This window comes from Ferrimonas futtsuensis DSM 18154, from assembly GCF_000422645.1.
In the GTDB taxonomy this organism is placed as follows: domain Bacteria; phylum Pseudomonadota; class Gammaproteobacteria; order Enterobacterales; family Shewanellaceae; genus Ferrimonas; species Ferrimonas futtsuensis.
In genome coordinates this window covers 88,348-106,915 of sequence record NZ_AUGL01000019.1, presented here as the reverse complement: position 1 = coordinate 106,915, position 18,568 = coordinate 88,348, and the positions used below count along the sequence as shown (strand labels likewise).

General features: G+C 57.3%; 21 protein-coding genes. 10 read left to right on the top strand and 11 right to left on the bottom strand.

Translation table 11 applies throughout. The features are described 5' to 3' along the window. The first annotated feature begins 232 nt into the window (after nucleotides 1–232). Nucleotides 233–610, top strand: a complete 378-nt coding sequence (locus tag G505_RS0113355) for a PH domain-containing protein (protein ID WP_028110014.1) — start codon at nucleotides 233–235, stop codon at nucleotides 608–610. 12 nt (nucleotides 611–622) lie between these two features. On the opposite strand, the gene G505_RS0113350 is transcribed toward G505_RS0113355, so the two are convergent. Next, on the bottom strand, nucleotides 623–1,513 hold the full coding sequence (locus tag G505_RS0113350) for an AraC family transcriptional regulator (protein WP_028110013.1): 891 nt from the start codon (nucleotides 1,511–1,513) through the stop codon (nucleotides 623–625). 124 nt (nucleotides 1,514–1,637) lie between these two features. On the opposite strand from G505_RS0113350, the gene G505_RS0113345 reads away from it, so the two are divergent. Together G505_RS0113345 and G505_RS23465 are read left to right on the top strand one after the other, a co-directional pair. Next, a complete protein-coding gene (locus tag G505_RS0113345; protein WP_035385395.1) occupies nucleotides 1,638–2,027 on the top strand; it encodes a hypothetical protein in 390 nt (129 codons plus the stop codon). 131 nt (nucleotides 2,028–2,158) lie between these two features. Continuing rightward, entirely contained in the window at nucleotides 2,159–2,386 is a 228-nt protein-coding gene (locus tag G505_RS23465; protein WP_084643990.1) for a zinc ribbon domain-containing protein, read from the top strand. A 59-nt stretch (nucleotides 2,387–2,445) separates the two neighbouring features. Here the strand turns inward: G505_RS23465 and G505_RS0113335 are convergent, their stop codons facing one another. From G505_RS0113335 to G505_RS0113325, 3 genes are read right to left on the bottom strand one after another with little or no spacing between them, the layout of a single operon-like run. Next, complete coding sequence (locus G505_RS0113335; RefSeq protein ID WP_028110011.1) at nucleotides 2,446–3,186, bottom strand: phosphoadenylyl-sulfate reductase; 741 nt, start codon at nucleotides 3,184–3,186, stop codon at nucleotides 2,446–2,448. After that, a complete protein-coding gene (gene cysI, locus G505_RS0113330) occupies nucleotides 3,179–4,906 on the bottom strand; it encodes an assimilatory sulfite reductase (NADPH) hemoprotein subunit (protein WP_028110010.1) in 1,728 nt (575 codons plus the stop codon). The genes G505_RS0113335 and cysI overlap by 8 nt, the downstream gene beginning before the upstream one ends. Next, entirely contained in the window at nucleotides 4,906–6,684 is a 1,779-nt protein-coding gene (locus tag G505_RS0113325; protein ID WP_028110009.1) for an assimilatory sulfite reductase (NADPH) flavoprotein subunit, read from the bottom strand. The genes cysI and G505_RS0113325 overlap by 1 nt, the downstream gene beginning before the upstream one ends. A gap of 422 nt (nucleotides 6,685–7,106) precedes the next feature. On the opposite strand from G505_RS0113325, the gene G505_RS0113320 reads away from it, so the two are divergent. From G505_RS0113320 to G505_RS0113295, 6 genes are all read left to right on the top strand, one after another. After that, complete coding sequence (locus G505_RS0113320) at nucleotides 7,107–8,276, top strand: NAD(P) transhydrogenase subunit alpha (RefSeq protein ID WP_035385394.1); 1,170 nt, start codon at nucleotides 7,107–7,109, stop codon at nucleotides 8,274–8,276. Continuing rightward, nucleotides 8,277–8,555: an NAD(P) transhydrogenase subunit alpha part 2 gene (locus G505_RS0113315; protein WP_028110007.1), complete on the top strand. Its 279-nt coding sequence runs from the start codon at nucleotides 8,277–8,279 to the stop codon at nucleotides 8,553–8,555. 6 nt (nucleotides 8,556–8,561) lie between these two features. Beyond that, entirely contained in the window at nucleotides 8,562–9,941 is a 1,380-nt protein-coding gene (locus G505_RS0113310; RefSeq protein WP_028110006.1) for an NAD(P)(+) transhydrogenase (Re/Si-specific) subunit beta, read from the top strand. A gap of 529 nt (nucleotides 9,942–10,470) precedes the next feature. After that, entirely contained in the window at nucleotides 10,471–11,118 is a 648-nt protein-coding gene (locus tag G505_RS0113305) for a hypothetical protein (protein ID WP_157509204.1), read from the top strand. 12 nt (nucleotides 11,119–11,130) lie between these two features. Continuing rightward, complete coding sequence (locus tag G505_RS0113300; protein WP_157509201.1) at nucleotides 11,131–11,529, top strand: hypothetical protein; 399 nt, start codon at nucleotides 11,131–11,133, stop codon at nucleotides 11,527–11,529. A gap of 354 nt (nucleotides 11,530–11,883) precedes the next feature. After that, nucleotides 11,884–13,074 (top strand): carbohydrate porin, encoded by a 1,191-nt coding sequence (locus tag G505_RS0113295; protein ID WP_084643989.1) that lies wholly within the window; start codon nucleotides 11,884–11,886, stop codon nucleotides 13,072–13,074. A gap of 85 nt (nucleotides 13,075–13,159) precedes the next feature. Here the strand turns inward: G505_RS0113295 and G505_RS0113290 are convergent, their stop codons facing one another. From G505_RS0113290 to G505_RS0113270, 5 genes are all read right to left on the bottom strand, one after another. Continuing rightward, complete coding sequence (locus tag G505_RS0113290) at nucleotides 13,160–14,305, bottom strand: winged helix-turn-helix domain-containing protein (protein ID WP_028110002.1); 1,146 nt, start codon at nucleotides 14,303–14,305, stop codon at nucleotides 13,160–13,162. Between the two features lie 108 nt (nucleotides 14,306–14,413). Then, nucleotides 14,414–14,662, bottom strand: coding sequence for a hypothetical protein (locus G505_RS0113285; RefSeq protein WP_028110001.1), 249 nt, complete (start codon nucleotides 14,660–14,662; stop codon nucleotides 14,414–14,416). A gap of 90 nt (nucleotides 14,663–14,752) precedes the next feature. Next, a complete protein-coding gene (locus G505_RS0113280) occupies nucleotides 14,753–15,088 on the bottom strand; it encodes a hypothetical protein (protein ID WP_028110000.1) in 336 nt (111 codons plus the stop codon). Between the two features lie 9 nt (nucleotides 15,089–15,097). Continuing rightward, nucleotides 15,098–15,340 carry a hypothetical protein gene (locus G505_RS21550; protein WP_035385393.1) on the bottom strand — a complete coding sequence of 81 codons (243 nt, stop codon included), beginning with the start codon at nucleotides 15,338–15,340 and terminating at the stop codon, nucleotides 15,098–15,100. Nucleotides 15,341–15,565: 225 nt separating this feature from the next. Beyond that, complete coding sequence (locus G505_RS0113270) at nucleotides 15,566–16,390, bottom strand: hypothetical protein (RefSeq protein WP_028109999.1); 825 nt, start codon at nucleotides 16,388–16,390, stop codon at nucleotides 15,566–15,568. Nucleotides 16,391–16,530: 140 nt separating this feature from the next. Here G505_RS0113270 and lpxL point away from each other — a divergent pair, with 140 nt between their 5' ends. Continuing rightward, nucleotides 16,531–17,454: an LpxL/LpxP family Kdo(2)-lipid IV(A) lauroyl/palmitoleoyl acyltransferase gene (lpxL, locus tag G505_RS0113265; protein ID WP_028109998.1), complete on the top strand. Its 924-nt coding sequence runs from the start codon at nucleotides 16,531–16,533 to the stop codon at nucleotides 17,452–17,454. Nucleotides 17,455–17,570: 116 nt separating this feature from the next. On the opposite strand, the gene G505_RS0113260 is transcribed toward lpxL, so the two are convergent. Then, nucleotides 17,571–17,975 carry a PPC domain-containing DNA-binding protein gene (locus G505_RS0113260; RefSeq protein ID WP_028109997.1) on the bottom strand — a complete coding sequence of 135 codons (405 nt, stop codon included), beginning with the start codon at nucleotides 17,973–17,975 and terminating at the stop codon, nucleotides 17,571–17,573. 98 nt (nucleotides 17,976–18,073) lie between these two features. Further along, nucleotides 18,074–18,544, bottom strand: a complete 471-nt coding sequence (locus G505_RS0113255) for a hotdog fold domain-containing protein (RefSeq protein ID WP_028109996.1) — start codon at nucleotides 18,542–18,544, stop codon at nucleotides 18,074–18,076. Between the last annotated feature and the right edge of the window lie 24 nt (nucleotides 18,545–18,568).

The following is an 18,568-nucleotide window of genomic DNA, read 5'->3' as shown; positions in this document are numbered from 1 at the left end:
ATCACCGACCACCTTACGAAGCCCTGCTCTCTGAGCAGGGCTTTTTCGTATCTGAAGCACAACTACGTTGTGCGGGTCAGAGGCCTAGGCGGCCCAACAGGCCGAACCGACCGACGCCCAAAGGAAGAATGAGGCAACGGAGAGAAAACAGAATGAATTTCAGTTCTTTGAGGAAGAGCTATACTCTTGGTAAATCAGTGCCATATCTATCATTTAACTCAAGGGACAGACCATGATCGACTTTCAGGAATCCTCCGTCTTTAAGCTCAAGCCCATAGAGATCGCCGACTCCAGAGAAGACTTTCACAAGTTCATCATCGAAGGCGAGTCGATCTTCGCCGCCTTCAAGACCATTCGCGATCAGGTGGTGTTCACCGACAAACGCATCATCGCCGCCAATGTGCAGGGGCTGACCGGCTCCAAGGTGGACTACACCTCCCTGCCCTACAACAAAATTCAGGCGTTTTCGGTGGAATCCTCAGGCACCCTGGATATGGATTGTGAAATTGAGGTCTACCTCAGCGGTCTGGGGCGGGTGCGGTTCGAGATCCGAGGCTCCTTCGACCTCATCTCCTTCAACAAGTACATCAGTGAGTGCATCCTGAACTGATATGGATCTGGGTTATCCCCTGCGCCTCGTCTGGCCAGGGGGCTCCCCCATCACGCTGCGGTACGCCTTGCGAAACGCCACCTCCGACTGATAACCGCAGGCCTCAGCAATGTCCAGCATGGAGCGCTCCGTGGTCAGCAGCAGCTCCCTGGCACGTTGCATCCGCCACTGGCTGAGGTATTTCATCGGCGTCTGCCCCACCAGCTGGTGAAAACGCTCGGCGAAACTGGTGCGCCCCATGGCGGCGGCTTGCGCCAGGGTCACCAGGGACCAGTGGGCGTCAGGCCGGGTGTGGATGGCGTCCAGGGCCCGGCTGATGCGGCGGTCAAACAGAGCCGCCAGCAAACCGGTTTCCAGCCCCTTGGCAATCTGCAACCTGAGTACCTGGATGAACAGCAGGTAACACAGTTGATTCACCACCGCATAACTGCCGGGCTCGGAGAGCTCCAGCTCCGCCACCATCAACTGAATCAGGGTGCGAATGTTGGGGTGTCGCCCCTGCTCCCCCAGTTCCAGCACTATCACCTGAGGCAGAGCATCCAGCAATGGCGAGTTCCCCAGGTTGTCGAAATCGAAGAAGCCGCACAGCAGGTTGGTCGCCGGGCCATCGGACTCACTGCCAGGATCATTCAGGCGAGTCTCGGCATTGGGGTGAGGCTCACTGGAAACCCGGTGTTTCACGTCATGGGGAAACAGCACCAGGTCACCGACCCTGAGCAGCCTGGGCTCGCAGCCCTCGATATGGAGCCACCCCTGACCGGACCCCAGCATATGAAAGGGAATTCTTCGCTGGCCCGAGGTATCCACCGCCCAGTGGCCACAGAAGTCGGCGTGAACATAGACCTCCGCCCGCAGCTTGAGGCTGCGCAGCAGTTCACTCAATGAGTCCTGATTCTTTAACATGGCCTTCCGTACTTATGGTTATATTTTGCGAACTAACAGGCATTATTAATACACCGCTATCGAAATATAGTCTCTCTCGAACGGCAACAAATCTACCTGATACCCCTGACGAGAGGACGACTCAATGACCATTTTCAACATCCTGAAACGCGCCACTGCAGTCCTGGCCATCGCCTTCACCGCCGTTGCCGGCGTGCAGGCAGACACCCCCACCACCCGTGCCGATGGCGTAACGGTGATTCACCTGGATGAGTACAACGGCTACTTCTCTGCCAAGGAAACCGTGGCAGGCCTGAAATCCGGTGAGTACGAGTTCGTGATCACCAACAAGGCGGACAAGCTGGTGGGCTTCCAGATCCAGAGCCTGGCCGACCGTGAGACCCTGGACATGTTCCCATTGGAGCCCGGCGAAACCCGCACCAGTCGCGTCACCATTGGTGAAGATGGCGTTCGTTTCCGCTGCCCCATCAACCCCACGCCTTGGTATGACTTGGACGTAATAAAGAAAGGTTAATCTGGCTCCCTGTTCTCACCCCTCCTTTTGCAGCCCGGTGGTTATACCGAGCTGCTTTTTTGTGTCTGAACCACACATCCACACTCCTCACCACCCTCACATGACGCCAAACATTTCATATGTTATGAAAAATATGGATTAATGCATCGCGCCAGGGCAGCGAGCTCAAGTGCGTAAAGTGCGGATTCGGAGGCTGCCAGACATCGGACATCTATGTGTCACTGAGCCGGGAGGAGAGCATCATGGACGTTGAGTCCGGCAAGTTCTTTTCGGTCAGCTGCATAGAGTGTGGCTATACGGAGTTCTACCGGCGGCAAGCCAGCATCGCCGGGGCGATGATGGATCTATTTGTCCGATGACAGAGAAAACAGAGGCTCCCGTAGGAGCCTCTGCTTATTTCGGGACCTGAGGTCTCCGGCTAGATGTCGTAATGGAGTCCGCACTCCCGGCGGAAGCCTGAGAAGCGGCTGTCCTCTTCGCTCATTCCCAGCTCCATGGGACGGCTGGTGTGGATGTCCCCGACCGAGGCATAACCCTGATGCCACAGGGGGTGGTAGGGCAGGCCGTGCTCCTCCAGGTAGTAGTGCACATCCTTGTTGGTCCAGTCCAGAATGGGCAACAGCTTGAACCGGCCTGAGCGGATCTCCAGAAACGGCAGATCCGCCCTGGAACTGGCCTGCTGACGGCGCAATCCGGCAAACCAGCTGCCCACATTCAGCTCGTTGAGCGCCCGCTGCATCGGCTCCACCTTGTTGAGGCGGTTATACTGGTTCAGTCCCTCCTGCCCCTGCTCCCACAGCTGGCCGAAGCGGGCCTCCTGCCAGGCCGGATTCATCTCAGAGCGGTACACCTTGAGATTCAACTTCAGCTTGTCGGTGAGCTCATCGATAAAGCGGTAGGTCTCAGGAAACAGGTAGCCGGTGTCGGTGAGCACCACGGGAATCTCGGGCTTGGCCTGGGTCACCAGGTGCAGCATCACCGCCCCCTGGATACCGAAACTGGAGGAGAGAATCGCCTCACCGTGCAGGTGTTTCAATCCCCAGGCCACCCGTTCCTGAGCGCTGAGCGCCGCCAGGGTGTCATTGGCCCGGGCCAGCCAGGCCTGATGCGCCTCTGCGTCTGGGTTGGCCGCCACGGCGGCCAGGTCGATGTCAGCCATGGAAGTCCACCTTCGCCGTGATCACCTCGGGCACCACCTGGGCACGGATCAGGAAGTCACCGAAGCCCTCACCCTGATGACGTTCACCCACCCAGCGCCCGACCAGTTGGTCCAGCTCGGCCAGGATGCTCTCCTCGTCCAGGTTCTCCTTGTACATCTTGGGGATGCGGGTGCCTTCTCGGTTGCCCCCCAGGTGCAGGTTGTAACGGCCCGGGCCCTTACCCACCAGGCCCACCTCAGCCAGCATGGCGCGGCCACAACCGTTGGGGCAGCCGGTGACCCGGAAGATGATCGATTCATCACCGATGCCGTGGGTCGCCAATACACCCTCGATGCGATCCACAAAGCCGGGCAGGACACGTTCCGCCTCGGCCATGGCCAGGGGGCAGGTGGGCAGGGAGACACAGGCCATGGAGTCTTTGCGCTGATTGGAGACACTGTCATCCATCAGCCCATGCTCCCGCGCCAGGGCCTCAATCTGCGCCTTGTCCTGCTCCGCCACCCCGGCCACCACCAGATTCTGGTTGGCGGTCATTCGGAACTCCCCCTGGTGTATCTGGGCGATGGCCGCCATGCCGCTCTTCAGGGGCTTGCCGGGGAAGTCGAGGATGCGGCCGTTTTCGATAAATAGGGTCAGGTTGTGCTTACCGTCGATGCCAGCGGTCCAGCCGAAGCCGTCGCCTCGGTCAGTCAGCGCATAGGGGCGATTGGGCTCGAAGCGAATGCCGGCGCGGCGCTCCACCTCCGCCTTGAAGGTGTCGACCCCCACCCTGTCCAGGGTGTACTTGGTCTTGGCGTTCTTGCGGTTGACCCGATTGCCCAGGTCTCGCTGGGTGGCCACCACTGCCTCGGCCACCGCCAGGGTGTGCTCCAGGGGCAGGTAGCCGAACTCATCCGCCTTGCGGGGATAGGTGCTGGTGTCGCCATGAGTCATCCCCAGGCCACCGCCCACCAGCAGGTTGAAGCCCACCAGCTTGCCGTTGTCGGCCACGGCGATGAAGTTCATGTCGTTGGCGTGGATGTCCACGTCATTGTGAGGGGGCACCACCACGGTGGTTTTGAATTTACGGGGCAGGTAGGTGCGACCGAGGATCGGCTCCTCCTCCTGGGTGCTCTCCACCTTTTCGCCATCGAGCCAGATCTCCGCATAGGCCCGGGTTTTGGGCAGCAGATGCTCAGAGATCTTCTTCGCCCACTCGTAGGCTTCGGCGTGCAGCTCCGACTGCTCCGGGTTGGAGGTGCACAGCACATTGCGGTTTACGTCGCCGGCGGTGGCGATGGAGTCGATACCGATGCTGTTCAGCATCTGATGCATCGGCTTGATGTGACGTTTGAGCACCCCGTGAAACTGGAAGGTCTGACGGGTGGTCAGCCGGATGCTGCCGGCGTGAGTGTTGCTGGCAGCGAACTCGTCGATGGCCAGCCACTGCTGCGGGCTGATCACCCCGCCAGGCATCCGCGCCCTCAACATCACTGTGTGCAGCGGTTCCAGCTTCTGCTCGTTACGCTCGGCGCGAATGTCACGGTCATCCTGCTGATACATGCCGTGGAAGCGGATCAGCTGGAAGTTGTCGGCGGTGAAGCCTCCGGTGAGGGGATCGGCCAGATCCGCTTCGATGGTGCCCCGAAGCAGGTTGCTCTCGCCCTTGAGGCGTTCGTTGTCCGCCAGCTTACCCTGCACCTGCAGTTCGCTGAGATCTGGGGTTTTCTGGTCACTCATCAGTACACATCCTTCTGGTATCTCTTGCTTGCACGCAGCGCCTCAAGGTATTGCTCGGCCTGCTCGCGGCTCTTGCCACCATGTTCGGTCACCACTTCAATCAGGGCGGCTTCCACATCGACGGCCATGCGCTCGGCGTCACCACAGAGATAGAGGTGGGCGCCCCGCTCCAGCCACTGATAGAGATCGGCGCCGGCTTCCCGCACCCGATCCTGAACGTAGATCTTGTGTGCCTGATCCCGGGAAAACGCCAGGCTGATGCGACTCAGCAGCCCGCTCTTTACATAGCCCTGCCACTCCACCTGATAGAGGAAGTCCTCAGTAAAGGTGGGGTTACCGAAGAACAACCAGTTGTCCCCTTCGGCGCCCTGGGCCTCCCGCTGCTGCATGAAACCGCGGAAGGGGGCGATGCCGGTTCCGGGACCGATCATGATCACCGGAGTGTCGCCGGATTCAGGCAGACGGAAATTCTGGTTAGGCTCCACATAGACCTTCACCTCATCCCCCTCCTGCAGCCTGCGGGCAAAGGCACCGGAGACGGTACCCAGGTGCGACTCGCCGTCGCGCTCCGCTTCCACCAGGGCCACGGTCAGGTGCACCTCCTCCTCCACTTCCGCCTGACTGGAGGCGATGGAGTAGAGGCGGGGGGTCAGCTTACGCAGCAGCCCAACCAGGGTCTCGGCGTCCGGCTTGGCCGGATAGCGTCTGGCCAGGTCCAGCAGCTGGTGCTGGTGGATAAACTGCTTGAGCGCGTCGCCATCGTCGGCGATCTGAGCCAGTTCGCCGCTGCCTGCCAGCTCCGCCCAGCCCTTCACCAGGGCCGGATGCAGCAGGGTCAGCTCAAAGGTCTCGGTAAGGGCCTGGGACAGAGGCACGCTGGCCTCTTTAACCTGGACACTCTCCTCACCGCTGAGGCCGACCGCAGCCAGAATCTCGGCCACCAGGGCGGGATCGTTGTCCATCCACACCCCCAGGGCGTCACCGGGCTGATAGCGGATGCCGGACTCCTCCAGGCTCAGTTCCACATGGCGGGTGTCCTTGATGGAGTCCCGGCCGGTGATCTTCTGGCTGGCCAACAGAGTGGCGCTGAATGGGTTGCTGCGGCTGTAGCTGCTGATGGCGCTGGCCGGGGCTGGCGCCGGCGCACCTGCGGTGGCCGGGGCCAGATCCGCCAGCTTGGCCAGGGCCTGAGCTATCCAGGCCTCGGCGCTGTCTTCGAAGTCCACATCACAGTCTGCCCGCTCGAGCAGACGATTGCCGCCCAGCTCCGCCAGCCGGGCATCGAACTCCTTACCGGTCTGGCAGAAGTGCTCATAGCTGGAGTCGCCCAGGGCGAGCACCCCAAAGTGGACGCCGTCGAGCTTAGGGGCACGGTTGGAGAACAGGAACTTGTGCAGGGCAATGGCGTCATCGGGCGGCTCACCCTCCCCGTGGGTGCTGACCACCACCAGCAGTTGCTGCTCCTCTTTAAGCCTCTTGGGCTTGTACTCGGACATGGAGACCAGGGCCACCTCTCTGCCCTGGCCCCTGGCGGCATCGGCCAGTTGCTGGGCCACAGAGCGGCTGTTGCCGGTCTGGCTGCCATAGAGGATGGTCAGTGAACTCTGGGCCGGTGCCTGAGGCTGCGGCTGGCCACCGGCAAGATTGGCGGACGCGGCCAGGTAACCGCTGACCCAGGCCAGTTGAAGGGGGGAGAGATCGGAGGTCAGCTGCTGTAACTGTGACAGCTTCGCCGGCTCCAATACCCCGGCCCCTGCGTGTAACTCGGATAACTGCATGCTCTGCGCTCGTGACTGTGGACAATTGCAACAGGGTAGGCGCCGGGCTTCTTTATAAAAAAGAATTAAAAAATTTTTTTTATACGATAAATGAATATGCGGGGATCGACGAAAAACTGTTCACATTTCACAAAAAATGCATTAAATGTAATAAGGCCGGAATATTTGATAAAAATGTGATCAATAACAGAGAGGTTGATGACGCCAGTGTGACAGGGGCCCTTTTGGGACCAGCATACTCTGCCATAAATTCCGGCGGCAACGGCGCGATGACACAACGACCTCCATTCATTGAGACGATTGTGGTGATTCATTAAATCGACTTAGCATTGGATTTCTAATAGTCCACAATGCTCAGTGATTTACGCTTTGGTATCACCAAGATAGAACCGATAAACCCAATTCTGCTAGAGGATAGCGTTGTGAAGATCGCCGTGATCAAGGAGCATCTCGTCGGGGAAACCCGCGTGGCCCTGTTACCCGCCAACGTTGCCAAGCTCGCCAAGGCGGGCTGTGAGGTAACGATTGAAACCCAGGCCGGTTTGGAAGCCGGTTTTACCGATCAGGACTATCTCGACAGTGGAGCTCGAATCGGTACCGACCGCGCCCAGACCCTCGAGGGCGCCGAACTGGTGCTGACTCTGCACGCCAAGGGCGAAGAGTTTGACCAACTGCTTAAAGATCTGAAGCCGAACCAGACCCTGATGGGGATGATGGATCCGCTGATGCACCCGGAGAACGCCCAGAAGGCGGCCGAGCTGGGCATCAACACCGTCGCCCTTGAACTGATTCCCCGCATCACCCGGGCCCAAAGCATGGATGTGCTCTCCTCCAACGCCACCATCGCCGGTTACAAGGCAGTGATCCAGGCGGCGGAGCTGACCCCCAGGCTGCTGCCGATGATGATGACCGCCGCAGGCACACTGAAGCCCTCCCGCACCTTCATCATGGGTGCCGGTGTCGCCGGCCTGCAGGCTTGTGCCACCGCCAAGCGCCTGGGCGCGGTGGTGGAAGCCTACGACATCCGCCCTGCCGCCCGGGAGCAGATCCTATCTGTGGGTGCCCGGCCGGTAGAGCTAGAAATTGAGGATGCCGACACCGAATCCAGCGGCGGCTACGCCAAGGAGCAATCCGCCGAGTTCATCGCCAAGCAGCAGCAGGCGATGGCCAATGTGCTGGCTCAACAGGATATCGTCATCACCACTGCCGCCATTCCCGGTCGCAAAGCCCCGACCCTGATCACCAAGGAGATGGTGGCTCAGATGAAGCCCGGTTCGGTGATCGTCGACCTGGCCGCAGAAACCGGCGGCAACTGCGAACTGACTCAACTGGGTAAGGTGATCAACGTCAATGGCGTCATCATCTCCGGCCCGGCCAACATCGTGGCCTCCACCGCCAACCATGGCAGCCAGATGTTCGGCACCAACCTGGAGAACCTGATCCGTCATCTTATCGACGATGAAGGCAAGCTGGTGTTCGACTTCGACGATGAGATTGTCCACGACACCGTCACCGCCTATAAGGGCGAGGTGGTGAACCCTCGCATCCGGGATCTGCTCGGACTCAACACTGAAGTCAAGGAGGAGGCGTAAATGGAAACCCTGCTGTTACTGCTCACCCTGTTCGTGATCGCCATCTTCCTGGGCGTGGAACTGATCACCAAGGTTCCGCCCACACTGCACACCCCGCTGATGTCCGGCTCTAACGCCATTTCAGGCATCACCCTGGTGGGTGCTCTTCTGTCCGCGGGCAGCGGCTCCGGCATTCTGGTGAATGTCCTGGGCTTTATCGCTGTGACCCTGGCCACCATCAACGTGGTGGGTGGCTACATGGTCACCAACCGCATGCTGGGTATGTTCAAGAGGAAGTAACCGACCATGAATACTGCTGTAATTTACCTGGCCTACCTGGTGGCCGCGGTCTTCTTCGTGCTCGGCATCAAGAACATGACCAAGCCCCGTACTGCGGTACGTGGTAACCAGATCTCCTCCGTGGGTATGCTGATCGCCGTAGTGGTCACCCTGCTGGATCAGGCAATCCTGAGCTTCGAGTGGATCATCGCCGGTATGGTGCTCGGTGGCCTGATAGGCGCCACCCTGGCCAAGAAGGTGCAGATGACCTCCATGCCTCAGATGGTGGCGGCCCTGAATGGCTTCGGGGGTGGTGCCTCACTGTTCGTGGCCCTGGCCAATTACATGGATCCGGCAGCAGCCACCTCCCTGGTGGCGCAGATCTCCGTGGGCGCCACCGTACTGATCGGTGCGGTAACCCTGTCCGGCTCCTTTATCGCCTTCGGTAAGCTGCAAGAGATCATCTCCGGCAAATCCATCGCCGTACCCGGCAACACCCTAGTCAACGCCCTGCTGGCCATCGTGTCCGTGGCCCTGGTGGTCGCTCTGGTGATCAGCCCCTCGCCGATGCTGATCTACGCCCTGGTGGCAGTCGCTCTGCTGCTGGGTATCCTGCTGGTGCTGCCCATCGGCGGCGCCGACATGCCGGTGGTAATTGCCCTGCTGAACTCCTACTCGGGTATTGCCGCGGCCACCGCCGGCTTTATCTCCAACAACACCGTGCTGATCGTTTCCGGCTCCCTGGTGGGTGCCTCCGGTCTCATCCTGACCCAGATCATGTGTAAGGCGATGAACCGCAGCCTGACCAACGTTCTGTTCGGTGTGATGGCGGAAGCCGGCGAGATCATCGATGCCGATGAGGTATATCAGGGCAAGGTGAAATCCTCCACGCCGGAGGAGATCTCCATGATGCTGGAAACCGCCGAGCGGGTGGTTATTGTTCCCGGCTTCGGCCTGGCCATGGCCCAGGCCCAGCACGCCGTGCGCGAACTGGCCGACGTACTGGAAGCCCGTGGCACCGACGTGAAGTACGCCATCCACCCGGTTGCCGGTCGCATGCCCGGTCATATGAACGTATTGCTGGCAGAGGCGGAAGTGCCCTATGAGCAACTGGTGGAGATGGACGCCATCAACCCCCAGTTTGAGCAGACCGACGTGGCCATCGTCATCGGCGCCAACGATGTGACCAACCCCATGGCTCGCGAGGACAAGGGCAGCCCCATTTACGGCATGCCTATCCTCAACGTCGACAAGGCCCGTACCGTGGTGGTGGTGAAACGCTCCCTGAGCCCGGGCTTTGCCGGCCTGCCCAACCCACTGTTCGCCAGGGACAACACCCTGATGCTGTTCGGCGACGGCAAGAAGGCGATCATCGATCTGACCTCCAGCCTCAACGAAGCCGACTGATGTTTTGCTAGCGCGGCAACACCCAAAGCGGAGCCAATTGGCTCCGTTTTTTTTGCCCCGTACTGACAAGAAAACAAACCAAACATCAACTACCGCCTCCCCCGATTCTGAAACCCTTTATTCCCAGATTACAATCTATAAACGAACCCTCACAAAGTCGCCAAAGAGTCATTACCTCACATGACTCCTTATGTAAACTGCTCATAGCCAAACTATCTGTCCAAGCATACTTAGGTGCTCAACCTAGGGCGGAGCTTGCCCCAGGGTTTTCTCAAGAACAAGAACAGCCCATTTAAATCAAAAACTTAAATGCTTGTGAGCACTTACATACATGGAGCTGAAAAGGAATCTTTCAACGTATATGCGGTGCCTTAAACAACATTCATCAATGGAATCATGATATTTATCTAGCGAAGATCATTCATAGAAAAATAATCTTGAGTTTTTTCACTGACTCTTTCGATTACCGTCAAGGCACTTGGTCGCTAATCAGCATTTAACATCATCCAATACAGGATCAATGATCTATATGAAAAACTTCATGATAAGAAATTCCCTAATAGCATTATTCCTAATAATCTCAGGTTGCTCTGCAGGTATTAGTGGCCTAGATAGAGACTTTTCTGTCAAGAATGAGAAGATCGAAGCAATTGCTATTATAAAGATAGACTCTTCCAGCGAGGGTGCTGAAGTAACAAAAGTCCGCTTCAAGAAATTCGGCCTAGATAAAGACGGACTGTATGACCGCTTTATATTCACTGACAAAGATAATACTTCCGATGTTGTATCAACAGCGGATGGATATTTTGTTTTCAAGGTTAATGTAGTTTCCGATGGCACCGCCAACACTTTTGACTCCATATATGAGACAAATAAGATCAATTCAAATGAAAAGCTCTATTACAGTACTGATTGTGGAGGAGAAATGATGGCATTTCAAATAAAAGAGCCTGGCATTCATTACCTTGGGGAGTTGTCTTATAAAGAAGAGGTATCACCCATAGGTGAGGTTAAGCTCGAATATAAAGTAAACTATAACCAAACAGAGCTTAAGCAATTTCTAGCAAAACACCACCCGAACATAAACGTCAATAACATCAAAAAGTCGGAAATCAAAAAATACTGGAACAGAACCCAGTGCCCCCCCGGAACAACATATATAACTATTACCATTTAAGAGGAATTTGAAATGAGACTACTTCTAATGGCACTCATGGTTTCCATTTTATCAGGTTGCGTAGGAGTTCATTATCAGTATGGTGACATAAAGCCAAAAGATAATGAAATAGCCAAATTAAGGAAATCTCCAGAAAACAGCATGTGGACCCCACTGCTTGCTGATTATATTGAGTTGGAAAATAAGCCCTCAAAGTGGAAGACGGTTGGCGACGAATGGATAGGGTACCCTGTTGGAATGAACATGTTGCCCGGAAAGTACCGAATCAGGTTCAAGTGTTCAAGTGCGAGCAATTATGCATTCCCATATGCTGATGTTCATGCTGAGGCGGGCAAAACCTATACGGCCAGGTGCTTTAAGGCCGCAAATGACATGGTCGGTGTGGAAATTAAGGAATCACCAAAAACGTAAATTAGTAGCCAAAATATAGAAGACAATGCTCATATGTCTTCATGATCACTGAGCGACTACATGCTCAATGACCGACAGCACAGTTCAACTGGTTGAAAACGGAGCCAACAGGCTCCGTTTTTTTGTCTGATCGGGTCCATTGCGCCGTGTCACCTCTTGAGTCTCGGAAATGAGCATTTAGGGACGATGGTTCGTACCAATTCATCATGGCAATCAAATGCCGAATAACACTCGCTTTCCATGGCAATTTGCCATTCCTCTACTAGGCTTTTTACCCGAGCCCTACTCACTATGGGTTAGTGCACAGCCGCAGCCCCGGATTAAGATCGTCGATCTGCTTATCGAGGACCAGCCATGCTGAATACTCAACGCCTCCCTACTCTGTTGTTCGTCCTGTTGCTGCTTCTGGCCATGCGCCAGGCCTTGGCCAGCGACACCAATTTCGGCGGGCCTGACGCCGTTGACAACCAGATCAGCGCCGACAAAGGGGAGCTGCAAGAACCGCTCAGGGAGCAGTGGTCCGCCAAAGGGGTTGAGTTTGGCCTCGACTATTCGGCAGTCGGCCTGTACAGCGACACCGTCCTGCCCGGCTCGGACAAGGAGGCCTTCAGCGGCATGGTGCGCTTCTATGGCTCCTGGCGCCCTCAGGGGCAGCAGGAGACCGGGGGCGGCTCACTGGTGTGGAAGGTAGAACACAGGCACAGCTTCACCGACACCTCGGTGAAAAACTTCGAGTTTGGCGCTGGCGGCCTGGGGCTGGTCACCCCCAACTTCAGCGATGAAAAGGGGCGACTGACCAACCTCTACTGGAAACAGAAGCTGTCTGATGGCCAGGGCACCCTGATAACCGGCTTTATGGACGTGACTGACTATGTGGATGTGTACGCCGCTGCCAGCCCCTGGACCGGCTTTATGAACTTCGCCTTCAGCACCGGCACCAACACCATCGCCCTGCCCAGTGATGCCACCTTCGGGGTTGCCATGGGTCATATGCTCACCGACAGCCTGTTTGTCATCGCCGGCATCAGCGACATGGAGGCGGACCCTACCAAGCCGTTTAAAAGTGTCGACAATTTCTTCAGCGACAACCGCTACTTCAAGAGCCTTGAGCTTGGCTGGACTTCCTCTCAGGAGCAGATCTACCTCAATAACCTTCACCTGACACTGTGGGAGTCGGACCGCAGCGACTTCCTCAACCAGGCCTCCGACAAGGGATTCAACCTGTCGGCCTCGATGATGAAAGACAACTGGCTGCCCTTTATTCGCTATGGCAACGCCCAGGATGGCAGCCTTTTGGGCATCAAGGAGTCATTGAGCCTGGGCTTCGTCTACTACGGCATGCTGGCGCCTCAAAACAACTTCGGCTTCGCCCTCAACTGGGCAGACGCCGGCAGTGACCAGTACACCGCCGAAGCCTTCTATTTTATGAAGCTGAATAAGCACTTCGAGCTGACCCCCGACATCCAGCTGATTGTCGATCCCGCCCTGAACCCGGGCAAAGATCAGATCTGGATCGCCGGCATCCGGGCACGGATCTTCTGGTGAGGGGCGCCGATCTCAACTCCGGTGAACGCCGGCTCGTCAGATAAAGCGGAGCCCGTTGGCTCCGTTGCTGTGACAGAACGACGTGCTAACGCACCTGGCCGATGGATACCGAATCACAGTGATTGAATTCGGCAAAATCTGACAGCTCCTGTTCCAGCGCCTGCATAAAGGCGTCTCTACGACGAAGGCCCTGCTCCATATGCAATGACATCACCTCCAAATGCCTCTGTTGCCGGTGGGCCTTGCAGTCCGCCCTGGCCACCAGCCGACCATCCCAGAGGACAGGCAGGCAGAAATAGCCGTACTGGCGCTTGGCCTTGGGCAGATAGCACTCCAGCTGGTAATCGAAGCCAAACAGGGCACTGACTCGCTTTCTCTGAATCAGCAGGTTATCGAAGGGGGAGAGAATTTTGGCCTCCTTCCTGGACAGGCGCCGCTCCAGCAGTGCCAGAGCCAGATCTGTGGTGAAGTAGGGAGCACCACCTACTTCCACCGGCTGAACAATCCCCTCCTCCACCATCTCAGCAACCGCCAGAGCCACGCAAGGTTTCACTCCCTTCAGCAGATAGGTGAACTCCGCCATGGACCCCAATCCATGGGCACGAAGATAACTGAGCACCAGAAACCGGGCGTACTCAGTGCTGTCCGGAGTTCGGGTATCCACCCCATCAGGCAGCGCCCTCTCGGTGAGGTCATACACCTTGTGAAACCTCTCCCTGGCCACCACCATCAGATCCCCCTGCATAAACAGGTTCTGCAGGGCAGCCTTAAATGGCGTGCCACTCCACTCATGGCGCTGACTGCCTGGGGAGTCGAAGTCCCTCGCCATCAGGGGCCCTTCGGCTCGAATCCTCTCCAGCACCTGAGTCATCAATTGGTGGTCTTTCCGGTGCCAATGATTCTGCTCACCGGTGCGCAACGCCGCTTTTCTCGGCAGGGAAAAACGGTATTGAGACATGGGCAGGTAGGCGGCGGCGTGAGACCAGTACTCAAACACCTGCTTACGTTCGACCAGCCTGTCCAGATGCTCCAGACGGTATCCCGGATTGCGACTCCAAAGCAGATGATGATGAGCCCGCTGGACCACGGAGAGGGTATCGATCTGCACATACCCCAACTGCTCAATGGCCGCCAGGGTCTTGTTGATTCCCGCCGCCTTGAAGGCGCCCGCAGACAATCCCTGACTCAACAGGGCCAGCTTGCGCGCTTCGGGTAGGGACAGTGAGGACATACAAATAAAGAATCAGTGATTTGATTCTAAAGGATACTGCGATGGCTGGCCTTATAGTGTCAACCTAGTTGCGAACAGAGCCAATGGCACAGATGCAACAAAATCCCACTACTCCTTCGGCAACCCCTGAGGCAGCTCATCGAAGATGCGATGGAACTGCTCACGCTCCTCGGCCAGAGCCGCCTGTTTCAGGGCAAAGGCGCGCTTGCACTCCTCCACCCAGGCGGCGCGACTGGACTCGCCACTTCTGGCCAGGGCTTCCACCGCCTTGCGATAGGCTTCACCGGCCTCCTTCGAGGCCTGGCGACACTCAATCAGATGTTCAAAATCCGCAGGTTCGATCTCCACTTTGGTCATGCCAAGGCCCTCGATATCAGATGTCTCTACTCCTTATAGTCGAGGGAATTGGCTTAGTCGAAACTGGTTGGGCCGGATCCCTGGCCGGGCCTACATCTTACGAAAGGCTTCCCGTGTCTGGTAGCCGCTGTCGGTGATGAGACGCTCCAGGGTTTCAATCCGCGCCCGGTCCCGCTCAGCCTGAATCTTCAGCTGCTCCAGCTCTTGCTGAAGCGCCTCCAGGCGCCGGTCGGCGCCGTTGCCCATACCGTCATCCATTCCCGAGTCGTCCCCCATGCCTCCAAGATCCAGTGTCGTGCTGGCCTTGGCGGCGTATTTGTCATACAGGGCCTTGAGTTTGCCCTTGTTGCTGTCGTTCAGAATGACGCTGCCGACGCCCCAGAGCACCAGCCCGGCAAACACCAGAAATAGAATCAACGAATCCATTGGGGCTCCTTATCCCAGTCGGGAGATCTCCTCACGCAAATCAAACCCAGAGTCGGTGACGATCTTCTCCAACACAACCACCCTCTCCTCCAGGGCCTTGCACTGGGTTTGGGTGCTCTTCAATTCGCTCTCCAGCTGCTTGAATTGCTCAAGGTTCGCCTGAGCCTCACTCTTATGCTTACTCCTAGTCATGGCAACCAGGCATCCCATCACAATGGCTACGATGGCAACGATGGATCCTGAGGTCAGCATCTAATTCTCCTTATGCTGTTGTTATTTTTGGGCGCCAACCGACACCGAACACTGAGCTCGGTGTCGGAGGGCGATGGGTATCGTCAAAGTCTGGGCTTTCCCAGTCACCACCAGAGGTCAAGCCGATGGTTACTTTAATGTAGCAAGTTCTGAACCAACTAACTAAGTCATTGATTTATAAACATATCACAAAAAGACATTGGCCGAAATAAGGAGAATTGACCGCTAGTTAGCGGAATTCACCAACATCAGGCGATGGTGATGCAGACGATAGCCCCCGAAATCGTCCCCCATCAACAGCGCCAGACTTGGGGACAACATCTGCCACCAGCGCTCCACCAACCGGGGAGGCACATAGGGATAGGCACCACGACCCGGCCCAAACTGACGGCGGCCCAGGGTACGGAAATGGGGAAGGTCAGAGACGGGAATGACACTTTGAGTCAGAACCTGTTCAAAGCTGAGCTGAGCCAGTTGAACACCCCGTTCTGAAGAGAGCAGCCAGGGCAGCAGCACAGGGGTGGTCCAGTGCGCCCAGTCCTGCGCGGCCCCCATCAGGTTAAAATTACGCAGGTGCACCAGGTTCCACCCCTGTTGCAACCGATCTTGCCGCGCCAGCAACCAGAGGGCGTGCAGATCAGCAATCACCTCCTCTTCCCACAGGGCAGGCCAATAGGCGAATCGAAAAGGTTGGCGAAAAGACTCGGAAATCTCCACAAGATGCCCCCGCTCATGAAGCAAAGCCAAAGAGAGGGAGTGCACAGAAGGCCGCTCATACACCTTATGACCCACCAACAGAATATGTGGCTGACTGATGCGCCTGGCGTCGGTGAGGATCAGTGCCTGGTTGTCCAAGGTCAGGGTGACCGCTCCCTGTCCCGCCAACTGCTGGCTGAATGTCACGGCTAACTCCTCTGGGGGGAGTTGCCAGTGTTCAGAGAAGGCGGATACCAGAGGCCTGGGCAGACGCTGAAGGCACTGAGGCAATTCACTGCGATCGCACACCGATGCCGCAGCCCCCAGGCTCGCCGCCAGCATCAGGCTCAGCACCACCGCCTCCAACCAGCGGGGTAAGCCGGATGAAAGGCAAATTTCTTCAGGATCTGAGAGAAGTACATGGCGCCAAAGTGTATCACAGGGACCATTTCGGCTGTTAGAATAGCCGGCTCACTGATTGTTACGGAAACACCATGGTTACCTCAGCTGAATTCGACCGGGCCTTCTACCACCCCAGATACTGGCCAATGTGGCTGGGCCTCGCCCTGATGAAACTGCTGACCTTCCTGCCTCTTAAAGCGCAGTGGTGGCTGGGCAGTGGCCTGGGCAGACTCCTCCAAGCCACCCTGAAGAAGCGGGTGCACGTGGCACGCACCAATTTACGCCTCTGTTTCCCTGAGAAGAGCGAGGCGGAGCGGGAAGCGCTGCTGCGGGACAACTTCAACCAGACCGGCATGGCCCTGTTTGACAGCGTCAACGGCTGGTGGTGGAGCGACGAGCGCATCCAGAAACACATGACCATCAAGGGCATCGAACATATCGAGCAGGCCAAAGCCGACGGCCAGGGAGTGATCCTCTTTGCCGCCCACTGCCTGATGCTGGAGGCCGGGGCCCGGGTGTTTGGTCAGAAGTGCCCGGGCGTCGGTGTCTACCGCCCCCACAACAACAAATTTATGGAGTACCTGCAGGTACAGGGCCGACTGCGCTCCAACAAGGGACTGATCCCCAAGCGGGAGGTGCGGCAGATGGTCAAGGCGCTGCGAAGCGGCGAGGTGATCTGGTACACCGCCGATCAGGATGCCGGTCGCAAAGGCGCAGTGTTTGCCCCCTTCTTCGCCGTGGAGGAAGCGGTCACGGTAACCGGGGCCAGCACCCTGGCGAAACTGGGTAAAGCCAAGGTGATGCCCTTCTTCGTCGAACGCAACAAAGACAACTCAGGCTACACCATAGAGATCCTGCCTCCGCTGGAGGATTTCCCCAGTGGGGATGAGATGACCGATGCGGTGCGTGGCAACCAGATTTTGGAGCAGTTGATCCGCCGCCGCCCCGAGCAGTACATGTGGCTGCACCGCCGCTTTAAGACCCGGCCGCAGAAGAGCGATCCCAGCCTCTATTGAGCAGCGAGTAAAACGAACAGAATCAGAGGGCGGAGCACCAGGGTGCTCCGCCCTTTTTGATCTCCTAACCTGGCCAGGTCCGCTCAAGCACACCACCGGATTAGAGGCTCAGCACCTCACTGGCCTTGGGGGCCAACGGTCAGCTCGGTAAATCCCGTGTGCGGGTCCGGTTCGCGGCCAAAGCTCAAGTTGTGATACTGGTGAATGATCAGTTCCGCGGTGGTGTCGATCACACAGCCTTCCAGCAGGTGGCCGCCGACAACATCACCGCTGCGCTTGGCAACAGAGAGATGAATATGTTGATGGTCAGGAGTGAGCGTCCCCATCACAGACACGATCTCGACAGACTCTGTGAGCATCAGCACCTCTGTGGCACCAGCCAGGCGTACCTGGAGATGGGTTAAACACCCAACACAAGAGGCGATACTGCCTGCTTGGATGCCATGTTCAGCCACTAACTGCTGAATGCACTTTTTCAGGTCATCGCCCTTGGTTAAGCGGATGGCTATGGGAGTGATCAATGTCTGCCTGTCCTGTCTGGAAAAACGTTTTCGTAAACCGGCTCCATTTTACCGGCTTTCACGTTTCTTCGGCCACAGCGGCGTGATGCCCATCAACGTTAATGCTTCTTGGGCTTTTCCGACAGCCACAGGTTGATGGTGCCCTTGACCACCACGGTACCCTGATCGTCATAGGCGGTCACCCGCACCGGCAGATCCCCCGGCTGCCAGGCGTCCGGGTCGGTCTCCGCCACACAGCGAATGTCACTGCCCGCCTTGGCGGTGTATTGCACGTCCATCCCCTTGGGGATCCAGCGCAGGTGTTTGGGGATGGAGGCTTCTGCCATCATTCCCATGGCCAGCTCCAGGCCGTTACAGATGGCAATCACATGGACGGTGCCGATGTGATTCTCCACCCGACGTTTCTTGCTGATGATGCAGCTGACGTGATTGGGGCGAAGCGCCTCCAGTCGCGTCGGTATGGTTTTAAAGTAGGGGGCCTTGTTGGCCACAATACGCGTCATCAGCCAATCACTGAAGGGCAGCTTCTGCACCCTCTTGTGAATGTTCAGCAGGTAGTTATCGGACATCCTCTTCCTCACAACTGGTCTGAT

What these genes read in the sequence shown, in the direction of transcription:
- G505_RS0113300 (WP_157509201.1), top strand. Translation starts at nt 11,131, where the DNA reads ATGAGACTACTTCTAATGGCACTCATGGTTTCCATTTTATCAGGTTGC.
- G505_RS0113355 (WP_028110014.1), top strand. Translation starts at nt 233, where the DNA reads ATGATCGACTTTCAGGAATCCTCCGTCTTTAAGCTCAAGCCCATAGAG.
- cysI (WP_028110010.1), bottom strand. Translation starts at nt 4,906, where the DNA reads ATGAGTGACCAGAAAACCCCAGATCTCAGCGAACTGCAGGTGCAGGGT.
- G505_RS0113295 (WP_084643989.1), top strand. Translation starts at nt 11,884, where the DNA reads ATGCTGAATACTCAACGCCTCCCTACTCTGTTGTTCGTCCTGTTGCTG.
- G505_RS0113335 (WP_028110011.1), bottom strand. Translation starts at nt 3,186, where the DNA reads ATGGCTGACATCGACCTGGCCGCCGTGGCGGCCAACCCAGACGCAGAG.
- lpxL (WP_028109998.1), top strand. Translation starts at nt 16,531, where the DNA reads ATGGTTACCTCAGCTGAATTCGACCGGGCCTTCTACCACCCCAGATAC.
- G505_RS0113325 (WP_028110009.1), bottom strand. Translation starts at nt 6,684, where the DNA reads ATGCAGTTATCCGAGTTACACGCAGGGGCCGGGGTATTGGAGCCGGCG.
- G505_RS0113350 (WP_028110013.1), bottom strand. Translation starts at nt 1,513, where the DNA reads ATGTTAAAGAATCAGGACTCATTGAGTGAACTGCTGCGCAGCCTCAAG.
- G505_RS0113345 (WP_035385395.1), top strand. Translation starts at nt 1,638, where the DNA reads ATGACCATTTTCAACATCCTGAAACGCGCCACTGCAGTCCTGGCCATC.
- G505_RS21550 (WP_035385393.1), bottom strand. Translation starts at nt 15,340, where the DNA reads ATGCTGACCTCAGGATCCATCGTTGCCATCGTAGCCATTGTGATGGGA.
- G505_RS0113310 (WP_028110006.1), top strand. Translation starts at nt 8,562, where the DNA reads ATGAATACTGCTGTAATTTACCTGGCCTACCTGGTGGCCGCGGTCTTC.
- G505_RS0113305 (WP_157509204.1), top strand. Translation starts at nt 10,471, where the DNA reads ATGAAAAACTTCATGATAAGAAATTCCCTAATAGCATTATTCCTAATA.
- G505_RS0113285 (WP_028110001.1), bottom strand. Translation starts at nt 14,662, where the DNA reads ATGACCAAAGTGGAGATCGAACCTGCGGATTTTGAACATCTGATTGAG.
- G505_RS0113315 (WP_028110007.1), top strand. Translation starts at nt 8,277, where the DNA reads ATGGAAACCCTGCTGTTACTGCTCACCCTGTTCGTGATCGCCATCTTC.
- G505_RS0113255 (WP_028109996.1), bottom strand. Translation starts at nt 18,544, where the DNA reads ATGTCCGATAACTACCTGCTGAACATTCACAAGAGGGTGCAGAAGCTG.
- G505_RS0113280 (WP_028110000.1), bottom strand. Translation starts at nt 15,088, where the DNA reads ATGGATTCGTTGATTCTATTTCTGGTGTTTGCCGGGCTGGTGCTCTGG.
- G505_RS0113290 (WP_028110002.1), bottom strand. Translation starts at nt 14,305, where the DNA reads ATGTCCTCACTGTCCCTACCCGAAGCGCGCAAGCTGGCCCTGTTGAGT.